Source organism: Bacillus sp. FJAT-22090 (genome assembly GCF_001278755.1).
Classification (GTDB): domain Bacteria; phylum Bacillota; class Bacilli; order Bacillales_A; family Planococcaceae; genus Psychrobacillus.
In genome coordinates, this window is record NZ_CP012601.1 from 3373786 (window position 1) to 3399236 (window position 25451).

The following is a 25451-nucleotide window of genomic DNA, read 5'->3' on the forward strand; positions in this document are numbered from 1 at the left end:
TGCATAATGCAGAGCTACTTGGAATGTCTTTCAAAGACACAAGACTAAAGGGAGGTAGGCTCCTTGATAGATGTTAATAATTTTGAGTATATGAAAATTGGTTTAGCTTCACCTGATAAAATTCGTTCATGGTCTTACGGGGAAGTAAAAAAACCAGAAACAATCAACTATCGAACACTAAAGCCGGAAAAAGACGGGCTATTTTGTGAACGTATTTTTGGTCCTACAAAAGACTGGGAATGTCACTGTGGTAAATACAAACGAGTTCGTTACAAAGGTGTAGTATGTGATCGATGTGGAGTGGAAGTAACACGTGCAAAAGTACGTCGTGAACGCATGGGACATATCGAATTAGCTGCACCAGTTTCACATATTTGGTATTTCAAAGGTATTCCGAGCCGTATGGGTCTAATTTTGGATATGTCTCCAAGATCACTTGAAGAGGTAATTTATTTTGCTTCTTATGTAGTAATCGAACCTGCGGATACACCACTTGAAAAGAAACAATTACTTTCTGAAAAAGAATATCGTGCATACCGTGATAAGTTTGGGACGAAATTCCAAGCTGCAATGGGTGCAGAAGCGATTAAACGTCTACTTCAAGAGATTGATTTAGAAAGTGAAACAGAAAACTTAAAAGAAGAGTTGAAAACTGCTCAAGGTCAACGTCGTACTCGTGCAATTAAACGTTTAGAAGTAGTGGAATCTTTCCGTAATTCTGGCAACAAACCAGATTGGATGATTCTAGATGTACTTCCGGTAATTCCACCAGAATTACGTCCAATGGTTCAATTAGATGGTGGACGTTTTGCTACATCTGACTTAAACGATTTGTACCGTCGAGTAATCAACCGTAATAACCGTTTAAAACGTTTGTTGGATCTTGGTGCTCCAAGCATCATCGTGCAGAACGAAAAACGTATGTTACAAGAAGCTGTAGATGCATTGATTGATAATGGTCGTCGTGGCCGTCCTGTTACAGGTCCTGGTAACCGTCCATTGAAATCACTTTCTCATATGCTAAAAGGGAAACAAGGTCGTTTCCGTCAAAACTTACTTGGTAAACGTGTAGACTATTCTGGTCGTTCGGTTATCGTAGTAGGTCCAAACTTAAAAATGTATCAATGTGGTCTTCCAAAAGAAATGGCTATCGAACTATTCAAACCATTTGTTATGAAAGAATTAGTTGAACGTGGGTTAGCTCACAACATTAAGAGTGCAAAGCGTAAAATTGAAAGAATGCACACAGAAGTTTGGGATGTACTAGAAGATGTAATTAAGGAGCATCCGGTTTTATTAAACCGCGCACCTACTCTTCACCGTCTAGGTATTCAAGCATTTGAACCAACATTAGTAGAAGGCCGTGCTATTCGTCTTCACCCTCTAGTATGTACAGCATATAATGCTGACTTCGATGGTGACCAAATGGCTGTTCACGTTCCTTTATCAGCAGAAGCTCAAGCGGAAGCTCGTTTACTAATGCTTGCAGCACAAAACATTTTGAACCCGAAAGATGGAAAACCTGTTGTTACACCATCTCAAGATATGGTATTAGGAAACTATTACTTAACACTTGAGCGTAAAGGTGCTACTGGAGAAGGTTCAACTTTCTATGGTCCACAAGAAGTTCTAATTGCATACAATACTGGTCATGTGCATTTGCATACACGTATTGCAATCGCTGCATCATCACTAAATAACCAAACGTTTACGGAAGAACAAAACAAAATGTTATTATTAACGACTGTTGGTAAAGTAATTTTTAATGAAATACTACCAGAAACGTTCCCGTATATTAACGAACCTACGGATTTCAATTTACAAATTGAAACTCCTGAAAAATACTTTGTTTCTACAACTACTGATGTGAAGAAACATATTGAATCTATGGAACTTGTTCAACCATTTAAGAAAAAAATCCTTGGAAATATCATTGCTGAAGTATTTAAACGTTTCCATATCACGGAAACTTCTAAAATGCTTGACCGTATGAAGGCGCTAGGATTTAAATATTCTACTAAAGCTGGAATTACAATTGGTATTTCTGATATTGTCGTACTTCCAGACAAAGGTGAAATTCTTGAAGAAGCACAAGGTAAAGTGGATAAAGTAATGAAACAATTCCGCCGTGGTCTTATCACGGAAGAAGAACGCTATGCTAGCGTTATCGGACATTGGAGTAAAGCAAAAGAAGTTATTCAAGATAAACTGATGAAATCACTTGATAATATGAACCCTATCTTCATGATGAGTGACTCAGGTGCCCGTGGTAACGCATCTAACTTCACCCAACTTGCGGGTATGCGTGGACTGATGGCCAACCCGGCTGGACGTATTATCGAACTTCCGATTAAATCATCTTTCCGTGAAGGATTAACGGTACTTGAATACTTCATCTCAACACACGGTGCTCGTAAAGGTCTTGCCGATACAGCGCTTAAAACTGCCGATTCTGGTTACCTGACTCGTCGTCTAGTAGACGTTGCACAAGATGTAATTGTTCGAGAAGATGACTGTGGAACAGATCGTGGTTTACTAATAGGTTCATTGATGGAAGGTACAGAAGTTATTGAGGAGTTTGGCGAACGTATTGTTGGTCGTCATACGAAGAAAACTATTTACCATCCAACTACAAATGAAGTTATTTTAGCAAGAGACGGACTTATTACTCAAGATATCGCTCGTCTAATTGAAGAAGCAGGTATCGAAGAGTTAACAATCCGTTCAGCATTTACATGTAATACAAAACATGGTGTATGTAAAAAATGTTACGGCTTAAACTTAGCAACTGGAGATACGGTAGAAGTTGGGGAAGCGGTAGGTATTATTGCAGCTCAATCAATCGGAGAACCAGGTACTCAGTTAACGATGCGTACATTCCATACAGGTGGGGTTGCTGGAGACGATATTACACAAGGTCTTCCACGTATCCAAGAGATTTTTGAAGCTCGTAATCCTAAAGGTCAAGCTGTTATTTCTGAAATTACAGGTATTGTTACTGAAATTGATGAAATTAGAGAAGGTCAAAAAGAAATTACAATTCAAGGTAATGTAGAAACTCGTAAATATTTAGCTCCGTACAATGCTCGTTTGAAAGTTCAAGTAAACGATGCAATTCAACGCGGACAGGTATTAACAGAAGGTTCTGTAGATCCAAAAGAATTGTTGAAAGTAAAAGATGTTTCTACTGTTCAAGAGTACTTACTAAAAGAAGTACAAAAAGTTTACCGTATGCAAGGGGTAGAAATCGGAGACAAACACATCGAAGTAATGGTTCGCCAAATGCTTCGTAAAGTTCGCGTAATCGAGGCTGGAGAGACAGATCTATTACCAGGTTCATTACTCGATATCCATCAATTTGCAGATGCAAATAAAGAAGCAGTGTTGAACGGGAAAATTCCTGCAACTTGCCGCCCAGTTATTCTTGGTATTACTAAAGCTTCTCTTGAAACAGAATCATTCTTATCTGCAGCGTCATTCCAAGAAACGACTCGTGTCTTAACAGATGCAGCAATCAAAGGAAAACGTGATGAGTTATTAGGATTAAAAGAAAACGTAATTATCGGGAAACTAGTTCCAGCTGGTACAGGTATGCAACGTTATCGCCAAATCGAAATCACTACTAATCAAGCAGACAAAGGTAAAGAAGCAGTAAGCGCTGAATAAAAAATAAATATTAGGGAGAGAGTTCTCCCTAATATTTTAATGTTTATTGTTGACACCTTATTATATGAATGATAATATATTTAAGGTTGATAGTTATCTGACTTGTAGCTTTGGAGGATATGAAAATGTCTTATGAAAAAGTGAAACAAGCAAAAAAAACAATCATAGGTACAAAGCAAACAGTAAAAGCAATGAAACAAGGGCTTGTCAAAGAAGTTTATATTGCACTAGATGTAGAGGAAAGAATCATTGAACTTGCAGTAGCGATCGCACAAGAAACCAATGTTCCTATCTACTACGTCGAGTCTAAAGTAGATCTTGGCAAAGCATGTGGATTGCGCATAGGCGCATCCGTAGTAGCTATTGCTGTGTAACAGTTTTTGTGTAAAACACAAAGACTTTGTTTTTACCCAAAAAATGAACCACCTGGATGTGTGGTATTAACAAGAACAAATGAAGGGAGGAACAATCGATGCCTACAATTAACCAATTGGTACGTAAGCCTCGTAAATCCAATATCACGAAATCAAAGTCTCCAGCATTAGGAAAAGGCTATAACAGCTTTAAAAAATCAGCTACAAATCTTAACTCGCCACAAAAGCGTGGGGTTTGTACTCGTGTTGGTACTATGACGCCGAAGAAACCAAACTCAGCACTTCGTAAATATGCGCGTGTACGTTTAACAAATACGTTAGAGGTTACTGCTTATATTCCAGGAGAAGGACACAACCTACAAGAACATAGTGTTGTACTTATCCGTGGAGGACGTGTAAAAGACTTACCAGGGGTACGTTATCATATCGTACGTGGTGCTCTTGATACAGCTGGAGTTAATGGTCGTATGCAAAGCCGTTCTTTATACGGTGCAAAACGCCCGAAAGAAAAGAAAAACTAATTTAAAATAATTAATATAGACATTCGTCGAAAGGAGGAAAACACATGCCTCGTAAAGGTCCTGTTTCCAAACGTGACGTGTTACCAGATCCAATTTATAACTCAAAACTAGTAACTCGTTTAATCAACAAAATGATGATTGATGGTAAAAGAGGTACTTCTCAAAAAATTCTATACGGAGCGTTTGATCTTGTAAAAGAACGTTCTGGTAAAGACGCTTTAGAAGTATTTGAAGCTGCACTAAACAATGTTATGCCAGTTCTTGAAGTACGTGCTCGTCGTGTTGGTGGTGCAAACTACCAAGTACCGGTTGAAGTACGTCCTGACCGTCGTTCAACACTAGGTCTTCGCTACTTAGTAAACTATTCACGTCTTCGTGGAGAAAAAACGATGGAAGAACGTTTAGCTAACGAAATTCTTGATGCATCTAACAACACTGGTGCTTCTGTTAAGAAACGTGAAGATATGCACAAAATGGCTGAAGCTAACAAAGCATTTGCACACTATCGTTGGTAAGATTTATTTAAAAATCATACTCTAATCCGAAATTGGAAGGAGAAATACAATATGGCTAGAGAGTTCTCCTTAGAAAAAACACGTAATATCGGTATCATGGCTCACATCGATGCTGGTAAAACGACTACTACGGAGCGTATTCTTTATTACACTGGTAAAATCCACAAAATTGGTGAAACGCATGAAGGTGCATCACAAATGGACTGGATGGAGCAAGAACAAGAACGTGGTATTACAATCACTTCTGCTGCAACGACAGCTGCTTGGGACAACCACCGTGTAAACATTATCGATACACCAGGACACGTAGACTTCACTGTTGAAGTTGAACGTTCTCTTCGAGTACTTGATGGTGCGGTAACAGTACTAGATGCTCAATCTGGTGTTGAACCACAAACTGAAACAGTATGGCGCCAAGCTACAACTTACGGCGTACCACGTATTGTATTTGTTAACAAAATGGATAAAACGGGAGCAGATTTCCTATATTCTGTAGGAACTCTTCGTGACCGTTTACAAGCTAACGCTCATCCAATCCAATTACCAATTGGTTCAGAGGACCAATTCAGTGGAATTATCGATTTAGTAACGATGAAAGCTACTGTGTATGGTAATGACTTAGGAACTGATATCCAAGAAGTAGAGATTCCAGAAGAATATAGAGCTCAAGCTGAAGAGTACCGTGAAAAATTAGTTGAAGCGGTTGCTGAACTTGATGAAGATCTAATGGAAAAATATCTTGGTGGAGAAGAAGTTACGAACGAAGAATTAGTTAACGGTATCCGTAAAGGTACTCTTAACGTAGAATTCTATCCAGTAGTATGTGGTACTGCATTTAAAAACAAAGGTGTTCAAAAAGTTCTTGACGCTGTTGTTGCATACCTTCCATCACCACTAGATATCCCTGCTATGAAAGGTATTGATCCTGATTCTGAAGAGGAAGTAGAACGTCATTCAGATGATTCAGAGCCATTCTCTGCATTAGCATTTAAAGTAATGACTGACCCTTATGTTGGTAAACTAACATTCTTCCGTGTATATTCTGGTACACTTCAATCAGGTTCTTATGTGCAAAACTCTACTAAAGGTAAGCGTGAGCGTGTAGGACGTATTCTACAAATGCATGCTAACTCTCGTGAAGAGATTTCACAAGTATATGCTGGAGATATCGCGGCTGCTGTAGGATTAAAAGATACAACTACTGGTGATACACTGTGTGATGAAAAGGCTCTAGTTATTCTAGAATCTATGGAATTCCCAGAACCAGTTATTTCTTTATCAGTTGAACCTAAAACAAAAGCTGACCAAGATAAAATGGGTCAAGCATTACAAAAACTTGCTGAAGAAGATCCAACATTCCGCGTGCACACTGACCAAGAAACTGGTCAGGTTATCATCGCAGGTATGGGTGAACTTCACCTTGATATCTTAGTTGACCGTATGCGTCGTGAATTTAAAGTTGAAGCTAACGTAGGTGCTCCTCAAGTATCTTATCGTGAGACTTTCCGTAATTCTGCACAAGTTGAAGGTAAATTTGTACGTCAATCTGGTGGTCGCGGACAATTCGGACACGTTTGGATTGAGTTCTCTCCAAACGAAGAAGGAAAAGGCTTTGAATTTGAAAACGCAATCGTTGGTGGGGTAGTACCACGTGAATATATTCCAGCTGTTGAAGCAGGTCTTCGTGACTCGCTTGACAATGGGGTTCTTGCAGGCTTCCCATTAATCGATATTAAAGCTAAATTATTCGACGGATCATATCATGATGTTGACTCGAATGAGATGGCATTTAAAATTGCGGCATCTATGGCATTGAAAAATGCTGTATCTAAGGTAAACCCAGTTCTACTTGAGCCAATCATGAAAGTAGAAGTTGTTATTCCTGAAGAATATTTAGGAGACATTATGGGTGATATCACGTCTCGTCGTGGTCGTGTTGAAGGTATGGATGCTCGTGGTAATGCACAAGTAGTTCGTGCAATGGTTCCACTTGCTGAAATGTTCGGATATGCAACGTCTTTACGTTCTAATACGCAAGGACGCGGAGTATTCTCAATGGTGTTCGATCACTATGAAGATGTTCCAAAATCAATTTCGGAAGAAATTATTAAAAAACATAAAGGTGAATAATTGAATTTTCACCAATATTCAAGTATAACTAAATTATAGTGTATAAAAGATAGGGGGACGTACGCCCTCTACCTTTTATCATAAAAAATCAAACAATCACTGAGGAGGCACTCTCTAATGGCTAAAGAAAAATTTGACCGTTCCAAAACGCATGCTAACATCGGTACAATCGGACACGTTGACCATGGTAAAACAACTCTAACTGCTGCTATCGCAACAGTTCTTTCTAAAAAAATGGGTGGAGTAGCGAAATCATATGCTGATATCGATAACGCACCTGAAGAAAAAGAACGCGGTATCACAATCAATACATCTCACGTTGAATATGAAACTGAAACTCGTCACTACGCTCACGTAGACTGCCCAGGACATGCTGACTATGTTAAAAACATGATCACAGGTGCAGCTCAAATGGACGGCGGTATCTTAGTAGTATCTGCTGCTGATGGCCCAATGCCACAAACTCGTGAACATATCCTTCTTTCTCGTCAAGTAGGTGTTCCATACCTAGTTGTATTCATGAACAAATGTGATATGGTTGACGATGAAGAACTTCTTGAATTAGTTGAAATGGAAATTCGTGACCTTCTATCTGAATACGATTTCCCAGGCGACGATCTTCCAGTAATTAAAGGTTCTGCTCTTAAAGCTCTTGAAGGTGAGCCTGAGTGGGAAGAAAAAATTATTGAATTAATGGACGCTGTAGATAGCTATATCCCAACTCCAGAACGTCAAACTGACAAACCATTCATGATGCCAGTTGAGGATGTATTCTCAATCACTGGTCGTGGTACAGTTGCAACTGGACGTGTTGAACGTGGCCAAGTTAAAGTTGGAGACGTTGTAGACATCATCGGTATCGTTGAAGATCCAAAATCAACTACTGTAACAGGTGTTGAAATGTTCCGTAAACTTCTTGACTATGCAGAAGCTGGTGACAACATCGGTGCACTTCTTCGTGGGGTTGCTCGTGAAGAAATCCAACGTGGTCAAGTATTAGCTAAACCAGGCTCAATTACACCACACACAGACTTCAAAGCTGAAGTTTATGTTCTTTCAAAAGAAGAGGGTGGACGTCATACTCCATTCTTCTCAAACTACCGCCCACAGTTCTACTTCCGTACAACTGACGTAACAGGCGTTTGTAACTTACCAGAAGGCGTAGAAATGGTTATGCCTGGAGACAACATCGAAATGACAGTTTCTTTGATCTCTCCAATCGCTCTTGAAGAAGGTACTAAATTCTCTATCCGTGAGGGTGGACGTACTGTAGGCGCTGGCGTAGTTGCTACTATTACTAAATAATTTATAAATTGATAAAATCCATCTCGTGACGACGAGATGGATTTTTTTTGTACAAAATAGTGTAAACTATTTATAGGAGGTGCTTCCAATTAGTACAAAAATATTGTTAATAGAAGATGATCAGTCCATTTTTGATATGCTAAGAGATCGTTTTATTCAATGGTCTTTTGATGTAATAAGACCTGCCGACTTTCAAAAAGTAATTCATACATTCATTGAAGAAAAACCCCAGTTAGTTATTATAGATATCCAATTGCCTGCATTTGATGGTTTCCATTGGTGTAGAGAAATTCGTCATATTTCGAAAGTACCGATTATATTCTTGTCTTCTCGAGACCATCCGATGGATATCATCATGGCCATGCAAATGGGTGCAGATGACTTCGTACAAAAGCCATTTCATCTAGACGTATTGATAGCTAAGGTCCAAGCCGTATTACGAAGAACATATGATTATCAGGAAGAGAATATGGATACAAATAGCTGGAATGAAGCAGTTATTGACTTTGCTAAAAGTGAGATTACATACAATAACCAAGTAATTGATTTAACAAAAAACGAACTTTTTATTCTTCGTATTCTTATACAATCAGTAAATAAAATAGTGTCAAGAGATGAGTTAATGCGTAAATTATGGGATGACGAGCGCTTTGTAAACGACAACACTTTATCTGTAAATGTTAATAGACTACGCTTAAAACTAGAGGAAATAGGTTTAAAAGATGTTATTGTTACGAAGAAAGGTCTAGGTTATATGGCTATTACAAAGGAGTAGACACATTGTGTTCATTGCGTACATAAAAGAAAGAAAAGCGTGGCTTCTCTTTTTTCTAAGCTTGCAGATTTGGTTAAATATTATATTGACATTAGACGTCGCTTTTTTTAATATATCGTTGCTTTATATTAACGGTATAAATTCATTGGCATTTATACTATTTTTTATTTGGAGATACAGAGTGGAATCCGTTTTTTTGAAATCGTTAGAGGTAAATATAGACAAGGAATTCACACTAGATATGTTACTTGCTGCTCTTCCAGAAGGAAAATCTACTTTTGAGAAAAGGTTATCAACTGCATTAGATGAACTGTTTATAGTGGCTAAGGAAGAATTGAACAATATGCGAGTGGAACATTTAGAAGAGAATGACCGCACGTTAACATGGATTCACGAAGTAAAGACGCCTCTAACAAGTATGAAACTCATGATAGATACTGTAGAAAATTATAAAGTGAAGAAAAAACTGGAGGTTGAGTGGCTAAGAGTCCATTTACTATTAGACCAACAGCTCCATCATACAAGATTACCATCTTTAGAAAAAGATTACTTGATAGAGCCAATTAATTTTGACAAAATTATACCTGCAGAAATAAAAGAACTGCAAGCTTGGTGTATGCAAAAGGGTATAGGCTTTGAAATCGATCTATCGAAAGAGGAAGTATTAACAGATCAAAAGTGGTTATCCTTTATAGTTCGTCAGATACTATCAAACGCAGTGAAATATAGTAAAGAGAATGGAGAAATTCATGTCTTTTCTCAAATGGATAGTTCTAAACATACAATTTTACATATTCAAGACTTCGGTATTGGAATAAGCTCTGCTGACTTACCTCGTATATTTGAGAAGTCTTTTACAGGAACGACTGGAAGAGAAACAATAGCATCTACAGGTATGGGGCTCTATCTAGCAAAGAACGCCGCAGACAAATTGGGTATAGATATAACCGTTGAATCCAGAGTAGATAACGGCTCGATTTTTTCGCTTAAATTCCCATTAAAAAATGAAATGACTAGAATTTATGGTAGGTGACAAAATTGTCATCTACTTTCTTTTTTTGTCATGTAAATCGAACGATTAATAGAAAAGAAAACCGTACAATAAAGTTAGTAAAATGTAGGAGGTAAATACATGACTATTTTAAGCGGTCGTAAAATAAAAAAAGTATATGGTAAAAAGTTATCGGCACAAGAAGTGTTAAAAGGAATCAATATGGACGTACAAGAAGGAGAATTCGTTGGAATAATGGGTCCATCAGGCTCTGGGAAAACAACATTACTTAATGTGCTAGCTTCTATTGATCAAGCGACAGAAGGGGTAATTGAAATTAGTGGACATAATTTACGTACGATGAGGGAACGTGAATTATCCAACTTTCGCAGAGAACAATTAGGGTTTATTTTTCAAGACTATAACTTACTGGACACATTAACAGTAAAAGAAAATATATTATTACCACTTTCCATTAGTAAAATCTCTAAAAAAGAGTCTGAAGAACGATTTAAAGAGCTAACGAAAACATTAGGGATAGAAGAACTGGCAAATAAATATCCAAATGAAATTTCCGGTGGACAAAAACAAAGAACCTCAGCAGCACGTGCATTAATCAGCAATCCATCTATAGTATTTGCAGATGAGCCCACAGGAGCTCTCGATTCTAAAGCTGCTACGGCACTATTAAGTAACTTAGAGAAAATAAATAAAGATAAAAAAGTAACAATTATGATGGTTACCCATGATCCTGTCGCAGCAAGCTTTTGTTCACGCGTTCTGTTTTTGAAAGATGGACAATTGTATACAGAATTATATAAAGGTGAAAAGGATCGTGGACAGTTTTTTCAAGAAATCATGAACATTCAAGGTGTGCTTGGTGGTGATGGCTATGACGCTTAGTCAATTAGTTTTCCGCAGCATGAAGAAAAATATTAAGCATTACTACTTATATTTCTTTGCATTAATATTTAGTGTGATGCTTTATTTTTCTTTTGTAACACTTCAATACAATCCAAGTGTTGTAGAAATTTCACATGGCGTAAAAGCAATAGCTGGCCTAAAAGCTGCATCCTATTTATTGTTATTTATTGTGGTGTTTTTTGTTTTATATGCAAACCGTCTATTTATGAAGAGAAGAAGCAAAGAAATTGGATTGTATCAACTAATTGGAATGTCAAAAGGGCTTGTAACAAGATTGTTGGCGCTAGAAAATACAATTTTATGGATCGGGGCAATTGGAATAGGAGTTTCATTGGGTTTTTTGACTTCTAGAATTTTTGCGATGATACTACTGCGAATTTTAGAAAAAGATGTTCTAGTAGAGTTAATCTTCTCGATCGAAGCATTACAAATGACGATATTAGTATTTCTGGTACTTCTAATTTTAGTTTTAGCTCAAACGATGCTTAGTATCAGACGTGTTTCTTTACTGGCATTATTTACAGCAACGGCAACAGCTGATACAAGAGTTAAAAGATTTAGTGGGTTTCAAATGTTTCTTGGTTTTATCGGACTTGTAATGATTGGGTACGGATATTATTTGTCAACGAATCTATTTGAAATAGAAAGTGATAATGTTAACGAACTACTGTTTAAAATGCTTAGCATTTTAGGGTCAACAATTATCGGGACTTTTTTTGTTTTTCGTTTTTCAGTAGCATTCCTAATGAATTTAATTCGAAAGCAAAAAAGAGGTCATTTGTCTATTGAAGATGTATTATCACTTTCCCCGATTATGCATCGAATGAAATCGAATGCTATGTCTCTCACAACAATTACCGTTTTATCTGCAACTGCTTTGGGAATTCTTTGTCTATCCTATATTTCTTATTATTCCGCTAGTTCTATGGCAAAGCAAAATATTCCGTTCGACTACGTGTTGTTGAACGATCAAGGACAAAGTTTTGTGGATGAATTGGAGAAAAAGAAGATTAGTTACAAAGAAACAACGATAGAGCTCTTGGATGTAGAGATAGATACTTCGAAGTTATATGTGAGTGATATTCCAAATGGCTTAAGTATAATGACAAAGACAGAGATGCCGGTGGCTAAATTGAGTGATGCTCAAAAAGTGATACCTGGACTTACGTTAGAAGAAGGAGAGGGCTTTGTTACAGGCTATAGCAACATGTTGTCAGAAATTGTGAAGATTGAAGGGAATAGGCCTGTACAGCTCACTACTACTAATGGCGACGTGTCTATTACGATAAAAGAAATAAGAGAGGAATCATTACTTGCATACTATCTCACCGGGGGTGGTATGATGATTGTTGTTTCGGACGCTCAATTTGAAAAGTTAACAGAAGATAGCTTAATCCAGCAACAAACAAATTGGACGAAACAAGTAGGTATCGATTTAGTGGATCGTTCGAAAAAAGAAGAAACTCAATCCATATATGAAGAAACAACGAATGATGGTCATTTTGAAGTAACTGCAAATAATGCTGAGAATGAAGTTATAAATATGGATTCGCAGGAAGAATATCGACTTTCCACTTTAGATATGATGGGGCTAGTAATATTTATTACAGGATTTCTAGGCTTAGCATTCTTAATGACGACGGGTAGTATCTTATATTTTAAACAAATGAGCGAAGCGGAAGAAGAAAAGGCATCCTTTACTATATTAAGAAAAATTGGCTTTACAACGAACGAAATAATGAAAGGAATCTATAAAAAGCAATTGTATAACTTCGGGATACCATTAGTTATTGGTCTAGCACATAGTTACTTTGCGGTGAAATCCGGTTGGATGCTTTTTGGTACAGAGCTAGTAGCACCGTTGTTAATCACCATGAGTATATATGTAGTCTTATATTCTGTATTTGCATTTCTTTCCATTGGTTACTATAGAAAAGTAGTAAATGAGTCACTTTAAGGAAAATATAAGAACTTTATATGAACAAAAGCCCCTTTGCGCTTATAGCAAAGGGGTTTTCGTATTGACAATCGGAATAAGAACTATTAAACTTTAGCATATTAGTAATCTAGTGTGCGAAAGTGAGGGTTTTATATGAATGCTGTTTTAGTTGCAGTAGGAGTTATGTTGATATTGAGTTTACTTCGAATCAATGTTGTATTCTCGTTAATTATAGGTGCTCTTATAGGGGGTCTTACAGCCGGCCTATCAGTCACGGAAACAATTGAGGCATTTACGGGTGGATTAGGTGCTGGAGCGACAATAGCGTTAAGCTACGCATTATTAGGGGGCTTTGCTGTTGCGATTTCGAGAACAGGTATACCGGAATTGTTAGTAGGGGTCATATTGAAGCTTGTGAAAAGAGAAGGAGATTCACAGAAAGCAGGATTAGCTAAAGTATTGGTGTTTTTATTGTTACTTATGATGGCGATCTTCTCACAAAACTTAATCCCGATTCATATCGCTTTTATTCCTTTGTTAGTTCCTCCGATTTTGAAAGTCTTAAATATGTTACATGTGGATCGTCGATTAATTGCGTGTATTTTAGCGTTTGGTTTAATAACACCTTATATGTTCCTTCCATACGGATTTGGCGCGATTTATCAACAAATTGTAGCAACACAAATGGGATTGTCTGGTCTAGAGATTGCACTTAGTGATATTCCAAAAGCTATGGCTGTTCCAGCATTAGGGATGGTTTTTGGATTAGTACTAGCGTTTGTATTATATCGTAAACCAAGAGTTTATAAGCAAGAGGATGTTGTCGTAGAAGAACTTGAGGTAAATGTGAAGAAAAGTAGTATAATCTTTACAGTTATCGCATTGATTGCAGCGTTATACGTACAAATAGTAACTGATTCGATGATTGCTGGGGCTCTTGCAGGTATTACTGTTCTGTATGTAAGTGGGGCTCTTAAATGGAAAGAAGCAGATCAATTGTTAACTGAAGGTATGCGTATGATGGCGTTTGTTGGGTTTGTAATGATTACTGCAAATGGTTTTGCGGCAGTAATAAATGCCACTGGTCATGTTGAATCATTAGTGAAGGCGTCTGCAGAGTTATTGGAGGGTAATGTAAGTTTGGCCGTATTAATCATGTTAATAATAGGATTAATAGTGACGATGGGAATTGGTTCTTCATTTGCTACTATTCCAATAATAGCAGCTATCTTTGTACCACTATCAGTGGAGTTAGGATTGAGTCCACTAGCGACCATTGCTTTGATTGGGACAGCAGGAGCATTAGGTGATGCAGGGTCACCAGCTTCTGATTCAACTCTTGGTCCTACTGCTGGGTTAAGTGTAGACGGACAGCATAATCACATTTGGGATACATGTGTACCTACATTTATTTGTTACAACATACCGTTAGTTCTCTTTGGATGGATCGCGGTTATGTATGTTCTATAGTTAGGGAAGAAAAGGACGCTCATTTAATGGAGCGTCCTTTATATATAGAAGAAAGGCATTAACAACTTAATTTATCGTTTCATTTGAAATAATAGCGATAGTTTTGTATACTGATAAACGGCTTAAAGAAGCTAGTTTATTAGTTAAGAGAAATAATATATCAACATTTAAAAAGAATTTCGTAAAAACACTTGCGGAATTATTTTATTTTGTATATAATGTTGAATGTTGGTCTTTGACTGCGATGAAGCGAGAGGTTACCGACACACCCGGCCGCTTTGCCATGGCGAGTGTACGGAAAATTTTCGTGGAGAATGTCTAGAAAATAGGCGAAAAGGAGGGAAAATAATGGCAAAACAAAAAATTCGTATCCGTTTGAAAGCGTATGATCACAGAATCCTTGATCAATCTGCTGAGAAAATTGTGGAAACTGCTAAACGTTCAGGTGCAAGTGTATCAGGTCCGATTCCACTTCCGACTGAGAAGTCTGTGTACACAATTCTTCGTGCTGTTCACAAGTACAAAGATTCTCGTGAACAATTCGAAATGCGTACGCATAAACGTCTGATCGATATCGTTAACCCAACACCACAAACTGTTGATGCGTTAATGAAGCTTGATTTACCATCTGGCGTTGATATTGAAATCAAACTTTAATGGTAAAAAATAAAAAACAACTAATTATTATAGGAGGTGTGACGGATGACCAAAGGAATCTTAGGTAGAAAAATCGGTATGACGCAAGTATTTGCTGAGAACGGTGACTTAATCCCTGTAACTGTTATTGAAGCTACTCCAAACGTAGTACTTCAAAAGAAAACAGTAGAAACAGACGGTTACGAAGCAATTCAGTTAGGTTTTGAAGATAAGCGAGAAAAGCTTTCTAACAAACCAGCGAAAGGGCACGTAGCTAAAGCGAGCACTGCTCCTAAGCGCTTCATCCGCGAATTCCGCGGCTTGGATACAGCTAATTACGAAGTTGGTCAAGAAGTCAACGTTGAAAGTTTCGCAGAAGGCGATGTAATTGATGTAACAGGTGTTACTAAAGGTAAAGGTTTCCAAGGTGTTATTAAACGTCATGGACAATCACGTGGACCAATGGCCCACGGATCTCGTTACCACCGTCGTCCGGGTTCAATGGGGCCAGTTGCTCCGAACCGCGTATTTAAACAAAAGAAATTACCTGGTCAAATGGGTGGGCATGTAGTTACAATCCAAAACTTACAAATCGTAAGAGTGGATGCTGAACGTAACTTACTACTTGTTAAAGGTAATGTTCCTGGTTCTCGTAAATCATTAGTAGTTGTAAAAGCTGCTATTAAATCGAAATAATCTCTGAAGAAAGGAGGAAACAGGAATGGCAAAAGTATCTTTATTCAATCAAGCAGGATCTTCTGTTGGCGAAATCGAGTTAAACGATAAAGTTTTCGGTATTGAGCCAAACGAATCTGTTTTATTTGAAGCTATCATTGCTCAACGCGCATCACTTCGTCAAGGTAATCACAAAGTGAAAAACCGTTCTGAAGTAGCTGGTGGTGGCCGTAAACCTTGGAAACAAAAAGGAACTGGTCGTGCTCGTCAAGGTTCAATTCGCTCTCCACAATGGCGTGGTGGTGGTATTGTATTTGGTCCAACTCCACGTAGTTACAGCTATAAATTACCTAAGAAAGTACGTCGTCTAGCTCTTCTTTCAGCTCTTTCATCTAAAGTGAACGAAGAAAGCATCGTAGTACTTGAAGGATTAGCGTTTGATGCACCAAAAACAAAAGAATTTGTGAAAGTGTTATCTAACCTTTCCATCGATAAAAAAGCGTTATTCGTAACTGCTGATTTAGATGAAAACGTAGCGTTAGCAGCACGTAACATCCCTGGAATCACAGTTGTGTCTGCTACAGGCATTAACGTTTTAGATTTAGTTGGTCACGAAAAATTAGTGATGACTAAAGCTGCAGTAGAAAAAGTAGAGGAGGTGCTTGGTTAATGGAAGCACGTGATATTATTAAACGTCCGGTCATTACCGAGCGTTCTTCTGAAGTAATGGCAGATAAGAAGTACACTTTTGAAGTGGACACTCGCGCTAACAAAACACAAGTTAAATATGCTGTTGAAGAAATCTTTGGAGTAGATGTTGAAAAAGTTAACATCATGAACTACAAAGGTAAATTCAAACGTGTAGGTAAATTCGGTGGATATACAAACAAACGTCGTAAAGCGATTGTTACATTAACTGCTGATAGCAAAGAAATCGAGTTATTCGAAATCTAATCCTTATATAAGGAATTTAATACTCAAGAAGGAGGGAAAAAAATGGCGATTAAAAAGTATAAACCAACGTCAAACGGACGTCGTAACATGACATCGTTAGATTACGCTGAAATCACAACTGACAAACCTGAGAAATCACTTCTTGCTCCTGTGAAGCGTAAAGGCGGCCGTAACAATCAAGGTAAAATTACTGTTCGTCATCATGGTGGTGGACACAAACGCCAATACCGTGTCATCGATTTCAAACGAAACAAAGATGGCATTCCAGGACGCGTTGCCACTATTGAATATGATCCAAACCGCTCTGCGAATATCGCATTGATCAATTATGCTGATGGGGAAAAACGTTACATCCTAGCTCCTAAAGGCTTAGAAGTTGGCATGACAATCGTGTCAGGTCCAGAAGCTGATATTAAAGTAGGAAACGCTCTTCCATTACAAAACATTCCAATGGGTACTACTATCCATAACATTGAAATGAAACCTGGTAAAGGTGGTCAGTTAGTTCGTTCTGCTGGTACATCTGCTCAATTACTTGGTAAAGAAGGTAAATACGTAATCGTACGTTTACAATCTGGTGAGGTTCGTTTAATCCTAGGTGTTTGCCGCGCAACTGTTGGTGAAGTAGGAAACGAACAACATGAACTTGTGAACATTGGTAAAGCTGGTCGTAATCGTTGGTTAGGTAACCGCCCAACTGTACGTGGATCTGTAATGAACCCTAACGATCACCCACACGGTGGTGGTGAAGGACGTACGCCAATCGGTCGTAAGTCACCTATGTCTCCATGGGGTAAACCAACTCTTGGATACAAAACTCGTAGCAAGAAAAACAAATCCGACAAACTTATCATTCGTCGTCGTAAAAAATAAAGTGGTTTTACTACGGTTCAAAGAAAGAACCGTGGTGCAATCACGGAGGGAGGTTCCAGCATGGGTCGTAGCTTGAAAAAAGGACCTTTTGCAGATGATCATTTATTAAAAAAGGTCGATGCACAAAAGGACTCTGAGAAAAAACAAGTGATTAAGACTTGGTCTCGCCGTTCTACTATTTTCCCTACTTTCATCGGTTTAACGATCGCAGTATATGACGGACGTAAACATGTTCCTGTATACATTACTGAAGATATGGTAGGTCATAAACTAGGCGAGTTTGCACCAACACGCGCTTATAAAAGTCATGGTGCAGATGATAAGAAAACAAGACGCTAATTTGAGAGGAGGTCATTCAAATGTCACAAGCAAAAGCTATTGCTAAAACAGTGCGCATTGCTCCTCGTAAAGTAAGATTAGTCGTAGATTTAATCAGAGGTAAGCAAGTCGGTGAAGCAGTTGCAATTTTACAACTTACTCCTAAAGCAGCATCACCTGTTGTTGAGAAAGTATTAAAATCTGCTATCGCTAACGCTGAGCACAATTATGATTTAGATGTTAACAACTTAGTTGTTTCTGAAGTCTTCGTTGACGAAGGTCCAACACTAAAACGTTTCCGTCCACGTGCTATGGGTCGTGCAAGTGCTATTAACAAACGTACAAGCCACATCACAGTAGTGGTATCTGAGAAGAAGGAGGGATAATTCGTGGGTCAAAAAGTACATCCAATAGGATTACGAGTAGGTATTATTCGTGACTGGGAGTCAAAATGGTACGCTGGTAAAGACTATGCAACTCTACTACACGAAGATTTAAAAATTCGTAAGTACATTGAAACTCGTTTGAAAGATGCATCAGTTTCTACAGTAGAAATTGAACGTGCTGCAAAACGTGTAAACATTACAATTCACACTGCGAAACCAGGAATGGTAATCGGTAAAGGTGGTACTGAAGTTGAAGCACTTCGTAAACACTTAAACGATACTACTGGCAAGCGTGTACACATCAACATCGTAGAAATTAAAAGAGCAGACTTAGATGCTAAATTAGTAGCAGAAAGTATCGCACGTCAATTAGAAAGCCGCGTATCTTTCCGTCGCGCTCAAAAACAAGCAATTCAACGCACAATGCGTGCAGGCGCTAAAGGTATTAAAACTCAAGTATCTGGACGTCTTGGCGGCGCTGATATCGCGCGTGCTGAACACTATAGTGAAGGTACTGTACCACTTCATACATTACGTGCTGACATTGATTATGCACATGCTGAAGCTGACACAACTTATGGTAAGCTAGGCGTTAAAGTATGGATCTATCGTGGTGAAGTCCTTCCAGTGAAGAAGAACTCTGAGGAAGGAGGCAAATAATATGTTAATGCCTAAACGCGTTAAATACCGTCGTGAACACCGTGGAAAAATGCGTGGTGAAGCAAAAGGCGGTAAAGAAGTTTCATTCGGTGAATTCGGTCTACAAGCTACAGAAGCTAGCTGGATCACAAGTCGTCAAATTGAATCAGCTCGTATTGCAATGACACGTTACATGAAACGTGGCGGTAAAGTATGGATTAAAATTTTCCCACATAAACCTTACACTAAAAAGCCTCTAGAGGTTCGTATGGGTTCCGGTAAAGGGGCTCCTGAAGGTTGGGTAGCAGTAGTAAAACCAGGAAAAGTTATGTTTGAAATTGCTGGTGTATCTGAAGAGATCGCTCGTGAAGCGCTTCGCTTAGCATCACATAAGCTTCCTGTTAAATGTAAAGTAGTTAAACGTCAAGAAATTGGTGGTGAATCTAATGAAAGCTAATGACATCCGTGAACTTACCACTGCAGAAATCGAACAAAAAGTGAAATCACTGAAAGAAGAGCTTTTCAACCTTCGCTTCCAATTGGCGACTGGTCAATTAGAAAACACAGCTCGCATTCGTGAAGTACGTAAAGCGATTGCGCGTATGAAAACTGTGATTCGCGAAAGAGAAATCAGTGCAAACAACTGATAAAGGAGGTTTTCAGGCATGACTGAGCGTAATCAACGCAAAGTATACACTGGCCGTGTAGTTTCTGATAAAATGGATAAAACAATCACTGTTTTAGTTGAAACTCATAAAAAACATAAATTATACGGTAAACGTGTTAAGTATTCTAAGAAATTTAAGGCTCATGATGAGCAAAACGTAGCCCAAATCGGCGATATCGTTCGCATCATGGAAACTCGTCCGCTATCTGCTACAAAACGTTTCCGTCTAGTAGAAGTTGTAGAAAAAGCGGTTATTATCTAATAATGAATTTCGGAACTAATTAATTCCGAAGGGAGGTTACCTAAGTGATCCAACAAGAAACTCGTATGAAAGTTGCTGACAACTCAGGTGCACGTGAAGTTTTAACTATTAAAGTACTTGGTGGTACTGGACGTAAAACTGCTAATATCGGCGATATCGTCGTATGTACAGTTAAGAAAGCAACACCAGGTGGCGTTGTCAAGAAAGGTGACGTCGTTAAAGCTGTTATCGTTCGCACAAAAAGCGGCGTACGCCGCAAAGATGGTACTTATATCAAATTTGATGAAAATGCTTGCGTTATCATTAAAGATGATAAAGGACCACGTGGAACTCGTATTTTTGGACCTGTTGCTCGTGAACTACGCGATAGCAACTTCATGAAGATCGTATCTTTAGCTCCAGAAGTTCTTTAATTTACATGAAAGTGCCAATCAAGGAGGTGCGACAGAATGCATGTTAAAAAAGGCGACAAAGTAAAGGTAATCTCAGGTAAAGACAAAGGGAAAACAGGTGTTATCCTAACTGCTTATCCTAAGAAAGACCGTGTGTTAGTTGAAGGTGTAAACATCGTCAAAAAACATATGAAGCCAAACCAAGCTAATCCGCAAGGCGGAATTGTTAGTCAAGAGGCTGCAATTCACGTATCGAATGTTATGTTAATCGACCCTAAAACTGGCGAGCCGACTCGCGTAGGTTATAAAGTAGAAGATGGCAAAAAAGTTCGTGTTGCGAAAAAATCTGGTGAAATTATTAAATAAGTAAAAAGAAGGGAGGTACACACATGAACCGCCTAAAAGAAAAATATCTTAAGGAAGTTTCTCCTGCTCTAATGAGCAAGTTTGAATATAACTCAGTAATGCAAGTACCTAAAGTTGATAAAATTGTTATCAATATGGGTGTGGGCGATGCTGTTTCTAACACAAAAGCACTTGATGCTGCTGTAGAAGAATTACAAATCATCGCAGGTCAAAAACCTGTAATTACGAAAGCTAAAAAATCGATCGCTGGTTTCCGTCTTCGTGAAGGAATGCCAATCGGTGCAAAAGTTACTCTACGTGGTGAACGTATGTATGACTTTTTGGATAAATTAATCGCTATCTCTCTTCCACGTGTACGTGACTTCCGTGGTGTTTCTAAAAAAGCATTTGACGGTCGCGGTAACTACACTCTTGGAGTTAAAGAGCAATTAATCTTCCCTGAAATCGATTATGATAAAGTTTCGAAAGTACGCGGTATGGACATCGTAATTGTAACAACTGCGAACTCTGACGAAGAAGCTCGTGAGTTATTAACACAATTCGGCATGCCATTCCAAAAGTAAAATAAGGGAGGCGAAAACGTGGCTAAAAAATCAATGATCGTTAAACAACAACGTACGCCAAAGTTCAAAGTGCAAGAATACACACGCTGTGAGCGTTGTGGACGTCCGCACTCTGTATATCGTAAATTTAAGCTTTGCCGTATTTGTTTCCGTGAACTTGCATACAAGGGACAAATTCCTGGCGTTAAAAAAGCAAGCTGGTAAACCCCTATACTGGGAAGGAGGTAAATGTAATGACAATGTCAGATCCAATTGCAGATATGCTTACACGCATTCGTAATGCTAACATGGTTCGTCACGAGAAATTAGAAGTTCCTGCTTCAAACATGAAAAAGGAAATCGCTGAAATTTTAAAACGCGAAGGTTTCGTTCGTGATGTTGAATATGTAGAAGATAGCAAACAAGGAATTATCCGCATCTTCTTAAAATATGGTCAAAACGACGAACGCGTTATTACTGGTTTGAAACGTATTTCAAAACCTGGTCTACGTGTTTATGCTAAAACAAACGAAGTGCCTAAAGTTCTTAACGGTTTAGGAATCGCTTTAGTTTCTACTTCAAATGGTTTATTAACAGATAAAGAAGCTCGCGCTAAACAAGTTGGCGGAGAAATCGTAGCTTACGTTTGGTAATAATCAACAAACGAATGGAGGTGCAACAAAATGTCTCGAGTAGGTAAAAAACCAATAGAGGTACCTGCAGGTGTTACTGTAACTATCAACGAAGATAATACAGTAGTAGTAAAAGGACCTAAAGGTGAATTAACAACATCTTTTAACCAAGATATTAAAATTGAGCAAGAAGGTACTGTAATTACTTTAGTACGTCCTTCAGAATCTAAAGAACACCGTACAATTCATGGAACAACTCGTGCTTTATTAGCAAACATGATCACTGGTGTTTCTGCAGGATTTGAACGTGGACTTGAATTAGTTGGGGTAGGTTACCGTGCACAACTACAAGGTAAGAAACTTGTACTTAATGTAGGGTACTCACATCCAGTTGAGTTCACTCCTGAAGATGGACTTGAAGTTGAAGTTCCTTCAAATACAAAAGTTATCGTTCGCGGTATTAACAAAGAACGCGTTGGTGCATTAGCATCTAACATTCGTGCTGTTCGTCCACCAGAGCCTTACAAAGGTAAAGGTATTCGTTACGAAGGCGAAGTTGTACGCCGCAAAGAAGGTAAAACAGGTAAATAATGCATCGCGCATTAGAAAGGAGTGACCACTGTGATTACGAAACAAGACAAAAATCAAGTTCGTAAAAAACGTCATGCACGTGTTCGTACAAAAATCACGGGTACTACTGAACGTCCGCGTTTAAATGTATTCCGTTCTAACAAACATATTTACGCGCAACTGATCGATGATTCAAAAGGTTTGACAATTGTGAGTGCGTCTACTATGGATAAAGACTTTGATGGAACAGCTGGAAATGTTGAAGCTGCTAAATCAATCGGTGAAATCATTGCAAAACGCGCTGTTGAAAAAAACATCAAATCTGTTGTATTCGACCGTGGCGGTTACTTATATCATGGACGTGTTAAAGCGTTAGCTGAAGCTGCACGTGAAAACGGCTTAGAATTTTAAGAAGAAGGAGGGACATATTTCATGCGTGGTATTGACCCAAACAAACTTGAACTTGAAGAACGCGTAGTTACGATTAACCGTGTTGCTAAAGTTGTAAAAGGTGGACGTCGTTTCCGTTTTACTGCATTAGTAGTTGTCGGTGACAAGAATGGACATGTAGGATTTGGTACTGGTAAAGCTCAAGAGGTTCCAGATGCAATCCGTAAAGCTGTTGAAGATGCGAAGAAAAATTTAGTGGAAGTGCCAAGAGTTGGCGGAACAACTCCTCACCAAGTAATTGGACGCTTTGGAGCTGGTTCTATTCTAGTTAAACCTGCTGCACCTGGTACAGGAGTTATCGCTGGTGGACCGGTTCGTGCGGTACTAGAATTAGCTGGTATCACTGATATTCTATCTAAATCACTTGGATCTAACACACCAATCAACATGGTTCGTGCTACATTAGAAGGATTGACTCAACTAAAACGCGCTGAGGACGTTGCTAAATTGCGTGGTAAATCAGTAGAAGAACTGTTAGGATAAGGGGGGGAAATTACAATGGCAACTAAATTAGAAATTACCCTTACTAAAAGCCTGATTGGTACTAAACCAAATCAACGCAAAGTAGCTGAAGCTCTTGGACTACGTAAAATGCATCAAACAGTTGAGCATCAAGACAACGCCGCTATCCGCGGAATGGTTGACAAAGTAGCTCACTTAGTAACTTTGAAAGAAATTTAAGGTTTAATTTAAGAATAAGGAGGTGCCACCATATGAAACTACATGAGTTAAAACCTTCAGAAGGATCTCGTTCTACACGTAATCGTGTAGGCCGTGGTATCGGTTCTGGTAATGGTAAAACTGCAGGTAAAGGTCATAAAGGTCAAAACGCTCGTTCAGGCGGTGGGGTTCGTCCAGGATTTGAGGGCGGTCAAAACCCATTATTCCGTCGTTTACCAAAACGTGGATTTACGAACATTAATCGTAAAGAGTTTGCAATTGTGAACCTTGACACATTAAATCGTTTCGAAGAAGGCACAGAAGTAACACCTGCTCTATTAATCGAAACAGGTGTTGTGAGCAGTGAGAAGTCTGGTATTAAGATTCTTGGTAATGGATCACTTGACAAAAAGTTAACTGTAAAAGCTCACAAATTCTCTGCGTCAGCTAAAGAAGCAATTGAGAACGCTGGCGGACAAACTGAGGTGGTTTAATGTTTCAGACAATCTCCAACTTTATGCGTGTGAGAGATATTCGAAATAAAATCATTTTTACTTTATTGATGTTAATCGTCTTCCGTCTTGGTACATTTGTTCCAGTGCCGAATGTCGATGCAAATGTATTAAAACAAACAGATCAATTAGGTTTGATCGGATTTTTAAATACATTTGGTGGTGGAGCCCTTGCTAACTTCTCTATTTTAGCAATGGGAATCATGCCATACATCACAGCTTCCATCATTGTTCAATTGTTACAAATGGATGTTGTACCGAAGTTCACAGAGTGGTCGAAACAAGGGGAAGTCGGAAGACGGAAACTTGCTCAGTTCACTCGTTACTTCACAATTATCTTAGCTTTTATTCAAGCAATCGCGATGTCTTACGGATTCAACCGTATGTATAGTGGTTCTTTAATAAAAGACGAAGGCATCATGACATACCTTGTTATTGCTGTTGTGTTAACTGCAGGAACTGCATTCTTAATGTGGTTAGGTGAGCAGATTACAGCAAAAGGTGTTGGTAATGGTATTTCTATCATTATCTTCGCTGGTATCGCTGCTGCAATTCCGAATGCAGTAAACCAACTATATGCACAACAAATTGTAGATGCTGGTGATGCACTATTTATTAATATAATCGTAATGGTTTTACTTCTATTGGCAGTCATCGCAGTTACAGTTGGGGTAATTTATGTAACACAAGCGTTACGTAAAATTCCAATTCAATATGCGAAACGTGTTGCTGGTACTGCTCAAACAGGCGGCCAACAAACACACTTACCTTTAAAAGTAAATGCTGCGGGAGTTATTCCAGTAATCTTTGCATCAGCTTTCCTTATGGCACCACAATCTATTGTTTTATTTTTTGGTCAGAATAAGGTAACTGATTTTATATCAAATGCATTAGATTACACGCAACCAGTTGGAATGATAATTTACATTGCTTTAATCATTGCGTTCTCTTACTTCTATGCATTCATTCAAGTGAATCCAGAGAATGTAGCGGACAATTTGAAAAAGCAAGGTGCGTATATTCCAGGTATTCGTCCAGGAATTAACACACAAAATTATTTGACTAGCGTATTATATCGATTAACTTTTGTTGGTTCTATTTTCCTTGCGGTGATCGCCGTTATGCCTTTATTGTTTGTTAAGTTTGCGGGACTACCGCAATCTGCACAAATTGGCGGAACAAGCTTACTAATCGTTGTAGGTGTTGCACTTGAAACGATGAAACAGCTAGAATCACAATTAGTTAAGCGTCATTATAAAGGCTTTATGAAATAATGTTGGTTTTTAGGAACGACATAGTTCCTAAAA

33 protein-coding genes are annotated in these 25451 nt (G+C 38.4%); all 33 read left to right on the forward strand.

Annotated elements, in window-relative coordinates:
- Nucleotides 1-63: 63 nt before the first annotated feature.
- Nucleotides 64-3666: a DNA-directed RNA polymerase subunit beta' gene (gene rpoC, locus AM499_RS16920; RefSeq protein WP_053591307.1), complete on the forward strand. Its 3603-nt coding sequence runs from the start codon at nucleotides 64-66 to the stop codon at nucleotides 3664-3666.
- Nucleotides 3667-3791: 125 nt separating this feature from the next.
- A complete protein-coding gene (locus AM499_RS16925) occupies nucleotides 3792-4040 on the forward strand; it encodes a ribosomal L7Ae/L30e/S12e/Gadd45 family protein (protein ID WP_053591308.1) in 249 nt (82 codons plus the stop codon).
- A gap of 98 nt (nucleotides 4041-4138) precedes the next feature.
- Nucleotides 4139-4561 carry a 30S ribosomal protein S12 gene (rpsL, locus tag AM499_RS16930; RefSeq protein ID WP_053591309.1) on the forward strand — a complete coding sequence of 141 codons (423 nt, stop codon included), beginning with the start codon at nucleotides 4139-4141 and terminating at the stop codon, nucleotides 4559-4561.
- Between the two features lie 44 nt (nucleotides 4562-4605).
- Nucleotides 4606-5076 (forward strand): 30S ribosomal protein S7, encoded by a 471-nt coding sequence (gene rpsG, locus AM499_RS16935; protein ID WP_053591310.1) that lies wholly within the window; start codon nucleotides 4606-4608, stop codon nucleotides 5074-5076.
- Between the two features lie 51 nt (nucleotides 5077-5127).
- Complete coding sequence (fusA, locus tag AM499_RS16940; RefSeq protein ID WP_053591311.1) at nucleotides 5128-7206, forward strand: elongation factor G; 2079 nt, start codon at nucleotides 5128-5130, stop codon at nucleotides 7204-7206.
- A 117-nt stretch (nucleotides 7207-7323) separates the two neighbouring features.
- Nucleotides 7324-8511 (forward strand): elongation factor Tu, encoded by a 1188-nt coding sequence (gene tuf, locus AM499_RS16945; RefSeq protein WP_053591312.1) that lies wholly within the window; start codon nucleotides 7324-7326, stop codon nucleotides 8509-8511.
- A gap of 88 nt (nucleotides 8512-8599) precedes the next feature.
- Nucleotides 8600-9286, forward strand: a complete 687-nt coding sequence (locus tag AM499_RS16950) for a response regulator transcription factor (RefSeq protein WP_082355381.1) — start codon at nucleotides 8600-8602, stop codon at nucleotides 9284-9286.
- A 181-nt stretch (nucleotides 9287-9467) separates the two neighbouring features.
- Complete coding sequence (locus AM499_RS16955; RefSeq protein ID WP_156316817.1) at nucleotides 9468-10319, forward strand: sensor histidine kinase; 852 nt, start codon at nucleotides 9468-9470, stop codon at nucleotides 10317-10319.
- A gap of 99 nt (nucleotides 10320-10418) precedes the next feature.
- On the forward strand, nucleotides 10419-11180 hold the full coding sequence (locus tag AM499_RS16960; RefSeq protein WP_053591314.1) for an ABC transporter ATP-binding protein: 762 nt from the start codon (nucleotides 10419-10421) through the stop codon (nucleotides 11178-11180).
- Nucleotides 11170-13158 carry an FtsX-like permease family protein gene (locus tag AM499_RS16965; protein ID WP_053591315.1) on the forward strand — a complete coding sequence of 663 codons (1989 nt, stop codon included), beginning with the start codon at nucleotides 11170-11172 and terminating at the stop codon, nucleotides 13156-13158. The genes AM499_RS16960 and AM499_RS16965 overlap by 11 nt, the downstream gene beginning before the upstream one ends.
- A 135-nt stretch (nucleotides 13159-13293) precedes the next feature.
- Nucleotides 13294-14610 carry a Na+/H+ antiporter family protein gene (locus tag AM499_RS16970; RefSeq protein ID WP_053591316.1) on the forward strand — a complete coding sequence of 439 codons (1317 nt, stop codon included), beginning with the start codon at nucleotides 13294-13296 and terminating at the stop codon, nucleotides 14608-14610.
- A 348-nt stretch (nucleotides 14611-14958) separates the two neighbouring features.
- Complete coding sequence (rpsJ, locus tag AM499_RS16975) at nucleotides 14959-15267, forward strand: 30S ribosomal protein S10 (RefSeq protein ID WP_004233624.1); 309 nt, start codon at nucleotides 14959-14961, stop codon at nucleotides 15265-15267.
- A 45-nt stretch (nucleotides 15268-15312) separates the two neighbouring features.
- Nucleotides 15313-15942: a 50S ribosomal protein L3 gene (rplC, locus tag AM499_RS16980; protein WP_053591317.1), complete on the forward strand. Its 630-nt coding sequence runs from the start codon at nucleotides 15313-15315 to the stop codon at nucleotides 15940-15942.
- A gap of 25 nt (nucleotides 15943-15967) precedes the next feature.
- Nucleotides 15968-16591 (forward strand): 50S ribosomal protein L4, encoded by a 624-nt coding sequence (rplD, locus tag AM499_RS16985; protein WP_053591318.1) that lies wholly within the window; start codon nucleotides 15968-15970, stop codon nucleotides 16589-16591.
- Nucleotides 16591-16875, forward strand: a complete 285-nt coding sequence (gene rplW / locus AM499_RS16990; protein ID WP_053591319.1) for a 50S ribosomal protein L23 — start codon at nucleotides 16591-16593, stop codon at nucleotides 16873-16875. The genes rplD and rplW overlap by 1 nt, the downstream gene beginning before the upstream one ends.
- Before the next feature lie 42 nt (nucleotides 16876-16917).
- Nucleotides 16918-17748 (forward strand): 50S ribosomal protein L2, encoded by an 831-nt coding sequence (rplB, locus tag AM499_RS16995; RefSeq protein WP_053591320.1) that lies wholly within the window; start codon nucleotides 16918-16920, stop codon nucleotides 17746-17748.
- Between the two features lie 60 nt (nucleotides 17749-17808).
- Nucleotides 17809-18087 carry a 30S ribosomal protein S19 gene (rpsS, locus tag AM499_RS17000; RefSeq protein ID WP_053591321.1) on the forward strand — a complete coding sequence of 93 codons (279 nt, stop codon included), beginning with the start codon at nucleotides 17809-17811 and terminating at the stop codon, nucleotides 18085-18087.
- Nucleotides 18088-18107: 20 nt separating this feature from the next.
- Nucleotides 18108-18452: a 50S ribosomal protein L22 gene (rplV, locus tag AM499_RS17005; RefSeq protein WP_053591322.1), complete on the forward strand. Its 345-nt coding sequence runs from the start codon at nucleotides 18108-18110 to the stop codon at nucleotides 18450-18452.
- Between the two features lie 3 nt (nucleotides 18453-18455).
- A complete protein-coding gene (gene rpsC, locus AM499_RS17010) occupies nucleotides 18456-19112 on the forward strand; it encodes a 30S ribosomal protein S3 (protein WP_053591323.1) in 657 nt (218 codons plus the stop codon).
- 1 nt (nucleotide 19113) lies between these two features.
- A complete protein-coding gene (gene rplP / locus AM499_RS17015; protein ID WP_053591324.1) occupies nucleotides 19114-19548 on the forward strand; it encodes a 50S ribosomal protein L16 in 435 nt (144 codons plus the stop codon).
- Nucleotides 19538-19738 (forward strand): 50S ribosomal protein L29, encoded by a 201-nt coding sequence (gene rpmC, locus AM499_RS17020; RefSeq protein WP_053591325.1) that lies wholly within the window; start codon nucleotides 19538-19540, stop codon nucleotides 19736-19738. The genes rplP and rpmC overlap by 11 nt, the downstream gene beginning before the upstream one ends.
- Nucleotides 19739-19756: 18 nt before the next feature.
- Complete coding sequence (gene rpsQ / locus AM499_RS17025; protein WP_053591326.1) at nucleotides 19757-20020, forward strand: 30S ribosomal protein S17; 264 nt, start codon at nucleotides 19757-19759, stop codon at nucleotides 20018-20020.
- A 44-nt stretch (nucleotides 20021-20064) separates the two neighbouring features.
- Nucleotides 20065-20433 carry a 50S ribosomal protein L14 gene (rplN, locus tag AM499_RS17030; RefSeq protein WP_053591327.1) on the forward strand — a complete coding sequence of 123 codons (369 nt, stop codon included), beginning with the start codon at nucleotides 20065-20067 and terminating at the stop codon, nucleotides 20431-20433.
- A gap of 36 nt (nucleotides 20434-20469) precedes the next feature.
- Nucleotides 20470-20778, forward strand: a complete 309-nt coding sequence (rplX, locus tag AM499_RS17035; RefSeq protein WP_053591328.1) for a 50S ribosomal protein L24 — start codon at nucleotides 20470-20472, stop codon at nucleotides 20776-20778.
- A 23-nt stretch (nucleotides 20779-20801) separates the two neighbouring features.
- The gene (gene rplE, locus AM499_RS17040) at nucleotides 20802-21341 is read left to right on the forward strand and encodes a 50S ribosomal protein L5 (protein ID WP_053591329.1); all 540 of its coding nucleotides are present in this window, start codon (nucleotides 20802-20804) and stop codon (nucleotides 21339-21341) included.
- An 18-nt stretch (nucleotides 21342-21359) separates the two neighbouring features.
- Nucleotides 21360-21545, forward strand: coding sequence for a 30S ribosomal protein S14 (gene rpsN / locus AM499_RS17045; protein WP_053591330.1), 186 nt, complete (start codon nucleotides 21360-21362; stop codon nucleotides 21543-21545).
- Nucleotides 21546-21574: 29 nt separating this feature from the next.
- The gene (gene rpsH / locus AM499_RS17050) at nucleotides 21575-21973 is read left to right on the forward strand and encodes a 30S ribosomal protein S8 (RefSeq protein ID WP_053591331.1); all 399 of its coding nucleotides are present in this window, start codon (nucleotides 21575-21577) and stop codon (nucleotides 21971-21973) included.
- Between the two features lie 30 nt (nucleotides 21974-22003).
- Entirely contained in the window at nucleotides 22004-22543 is a 540-nt protein-coding gene (rplF, locus tag AM499_RS17055) for a 50S ribosomal protein L6 (RefSeq protein ID WP_053591332.1), read from the forward strand.
- 30 nt (nucleotides 22544-22573) lie between these two features.
- Entirely contained in the window at nucleotides 22574-22933 is a 360-nt protein-coding gene (rplR, locus tag AM499_RS17060; protein ID WP_053591333.1) for a 50S ribosomal protein L18, read from the forward strand.
- Between the two features lie 21 nt (nucleotides 22934-22954).
- A complete protein-coding gene (gene rpsE, locus AM499_RS17065; RefSeq protein ID WP_053591334.1) occupies nucleotides 22955-23455 on the forward strand; it encodes a 30S ribosomal protein S5 in 501 nt (166 codons plus the stop codon).
- 15 nt (nucleotides 23456-23470) lie between these two features.
- Nucleotides 23471-23653 carry a 50S ribosomal protein L30 gene (gene rpmD / locus AM499_RS17070; protein WP_053591335.1) on the forward strand — a complete coding sequence of 61 codons (183 nt, stop codon included), beginning with the start codon at nucleotides 23471-23473 and terminating at the stop codon, nucleotides 23651-23653.
- A gap of 32 nt (nucleotides 23654-23685) precedes the next feature.
- Nucleotides 23686-24126, forward strand: coding sequence for a 50S ribosomal protein L15 (rplO, locus tag AM499_RS17075; RefSeq protein WP_053591336.1), 441 nt, complete (start codon nucleotides 23686-23688; stop codon nucleotides 24124-24126).
- Entirely contained in the window at nucleotides 24126-25418 is a 1293-nt protein-coding gene (gene secY, locus AM499_RS17080) for a preprotein translocase subunit SecY (protein ID WP_053591337.1), read from the forward strand. Before rplO ends, secY begins: the two co-directional genes overlap by 1 nt.
- Nucleotides 25419-25451: the final 33 nt, after the last annotated feature.

Excerpts from the sequence above, each read along its gene's own strand:
- AM499_RS16925 (WP_053591308.1), top strand. The coding sequence starts at position 3,792 with ATGTCTTATGAAAAAGTGAAACAAGCAAAAAAAACAATCATAGGTACA.
- rpsL (WP_053591309.1), top strand. The coding sequence starts at position 4,139 with ATGCCTACAATTAACCAATTGGTACGTAAGCCTCGTAAATCCAATATC.
- rpsG (WP_053591310.1), top strand. The coding sequence starts at position 4,606 with ATGCCTCGTAAAGGTCCTGTTTCCAAACGTGACGTGTTACCAGATCCA.
- fusA (WP_053591311.1), top strand. The coding sequence starts at position 5,128 with ATGGCTAGAGAGTTCTCCTTAGAAAAAACACGTAATATCGGTATCATG.
- tuf (WP_053591312.1), top strand. The coding sequence starts at position 7,324 with ATGGCTAAAGAAAAATTTGACCGTTCCAAAACGCATGCTAACATCGGT.
- AM499_RS16960 (WP_053591314.1), top strand. The coding sequence starts at position 10,419 with ATGACTATTTTAAGCGGTCGTAAAATAAAAAAAGTATATGGTAAAAAG.
- AM499_RS16965 (WP_053591315.1), top strand. The coding sequence starts at position 11,170 with ATGACGCTTAGTCAATTAGTTTTCCGCAGCATGAAGAAAAATATTAAG.
- AM499_RS16970 (WP_053591316.1), top strand. The coding sequence starts at position 13,294 with ATGAATGCTGTTTTAGTTGCAGTAGGAGTTATGTTGATATTGAGTTTA.
- rpsJ (WP_004233624.1), top strand. The coding sequence starts at position 14,959 with ATGGCAAAACAAAAAATTCGTATCCGTTTGAAAGCGTATGATCACAGA.
- rplC (WP_053591317.1), top strand. The coding sequence starts at position 15,313 with ATGACCAAAGGAATCTTAGGTAGAAAAATCGGTATGACGCAAGTATTT.
- rplD (WP_053591318.1), top strand. The coding sequence starts at position 15,968 with ATGGCAAAAGTATCTTTATTCAATCAAGCAGGATCTTCTGTTGGCGAA.
- rplW (WP_053591319.1), top strand. The coding sequence starts at position 16,591 with ATGGAAGCACGTGATATTATTAAACGTCCGGTCATTACCGAGCGTTCT.
- rplB (WP_053591320.1), top strand. The coding sequence starts at position 16,918 with ATGGCGATTAAAAAGTATAAACCAACGTCAAACGGACGTCGTAACATG.
- rpsS (WP_053591321.1), top strand. The coding sequence starts at position 17,809 with ATGGGTCGTAGCTTGAAAAAAGGACCTTTTGCAGATGATCATTTATTA.
- rplV (WP_053591322.1), top strand. The coding sequence starts at position 18,108 with ATGTCACAAGCAAAAGCTATTGCTAAAACAGTGCGCATTGCTCCTCGT.
- rplP (WP_053591324.1), top strand. The coding sequence starts at position 19,114 with ATGTTAATGCCTAAACGCGTTAAATACCGTCGTGAACACCGTGGAAAA.
- rpmC (WP_053591325.1), top strand. The coding sequence starts at position 19,538 with ATGAAAGCTAATGACATCCGTGAACTTACCACTGCAGAAATCGAACAA.
- rpsQ (WP_053591326.1), top strand. The coding sequence starts at position 19,757 with ATGACTGAGCGTAATCAACGCAAAGTATACACTGGCCGTGTAGTTTCT.
- rplX (WP_053591328.1), top strand. The coding sequence starts at position 20,470 with ATGCATGTTAAAAAAGGCGACAAAGTAAAGGTAATCTCAGGTAAAGAC.
- rplE (WP_053591329.1), top strand. The coding sequence starts at position 20,802 with ATGAACCGCCTAAAAGAAAAATATCTTAAGGAAGTTTCTCCTGCTCTA.
- rpsH (WP_053591331.1), top strand. The coding sequence starts at position 21,575 with ATGACAATGTCAGATCCAATTGCAGATATGCTTACACGCATTCGTAAT.
- rplF (WP_053591332.1), top strand. The coding sequence starts at position 22,004 with ATGTCTCGAGTAGGTAAAAAACCAATAGAGGTACCTGCAGGTGTTACT.
- rpsE (WP_053591334.1), top strand. The coding sequence starts at position 22,955 with ATGCGTGGTATTGACCCAAACAAACTTGAACTTGAAGAACGCGTAGTT.
- rpmD (WP_053591335.1), top strand. The coding sequence starts at position 23,471 with ATGGCAACTAAATTAGAAATTACCCTTACTAAAAGCCTGATTGGTACT.
- rplO (WP_053591336.1), top strand. The coding sequence starts at position 23,686 with ATGAAACTACATGAGTTAAAACCTTCAGAAGGATCTCGTTCTACACGT.
- secY (WP_053591337.1), top strand. The coding sequence starts at position 24,126 with ATGTTTCAGACAATCTCCAACTTTATGCGTGTGAGAGATATTCGAAAT.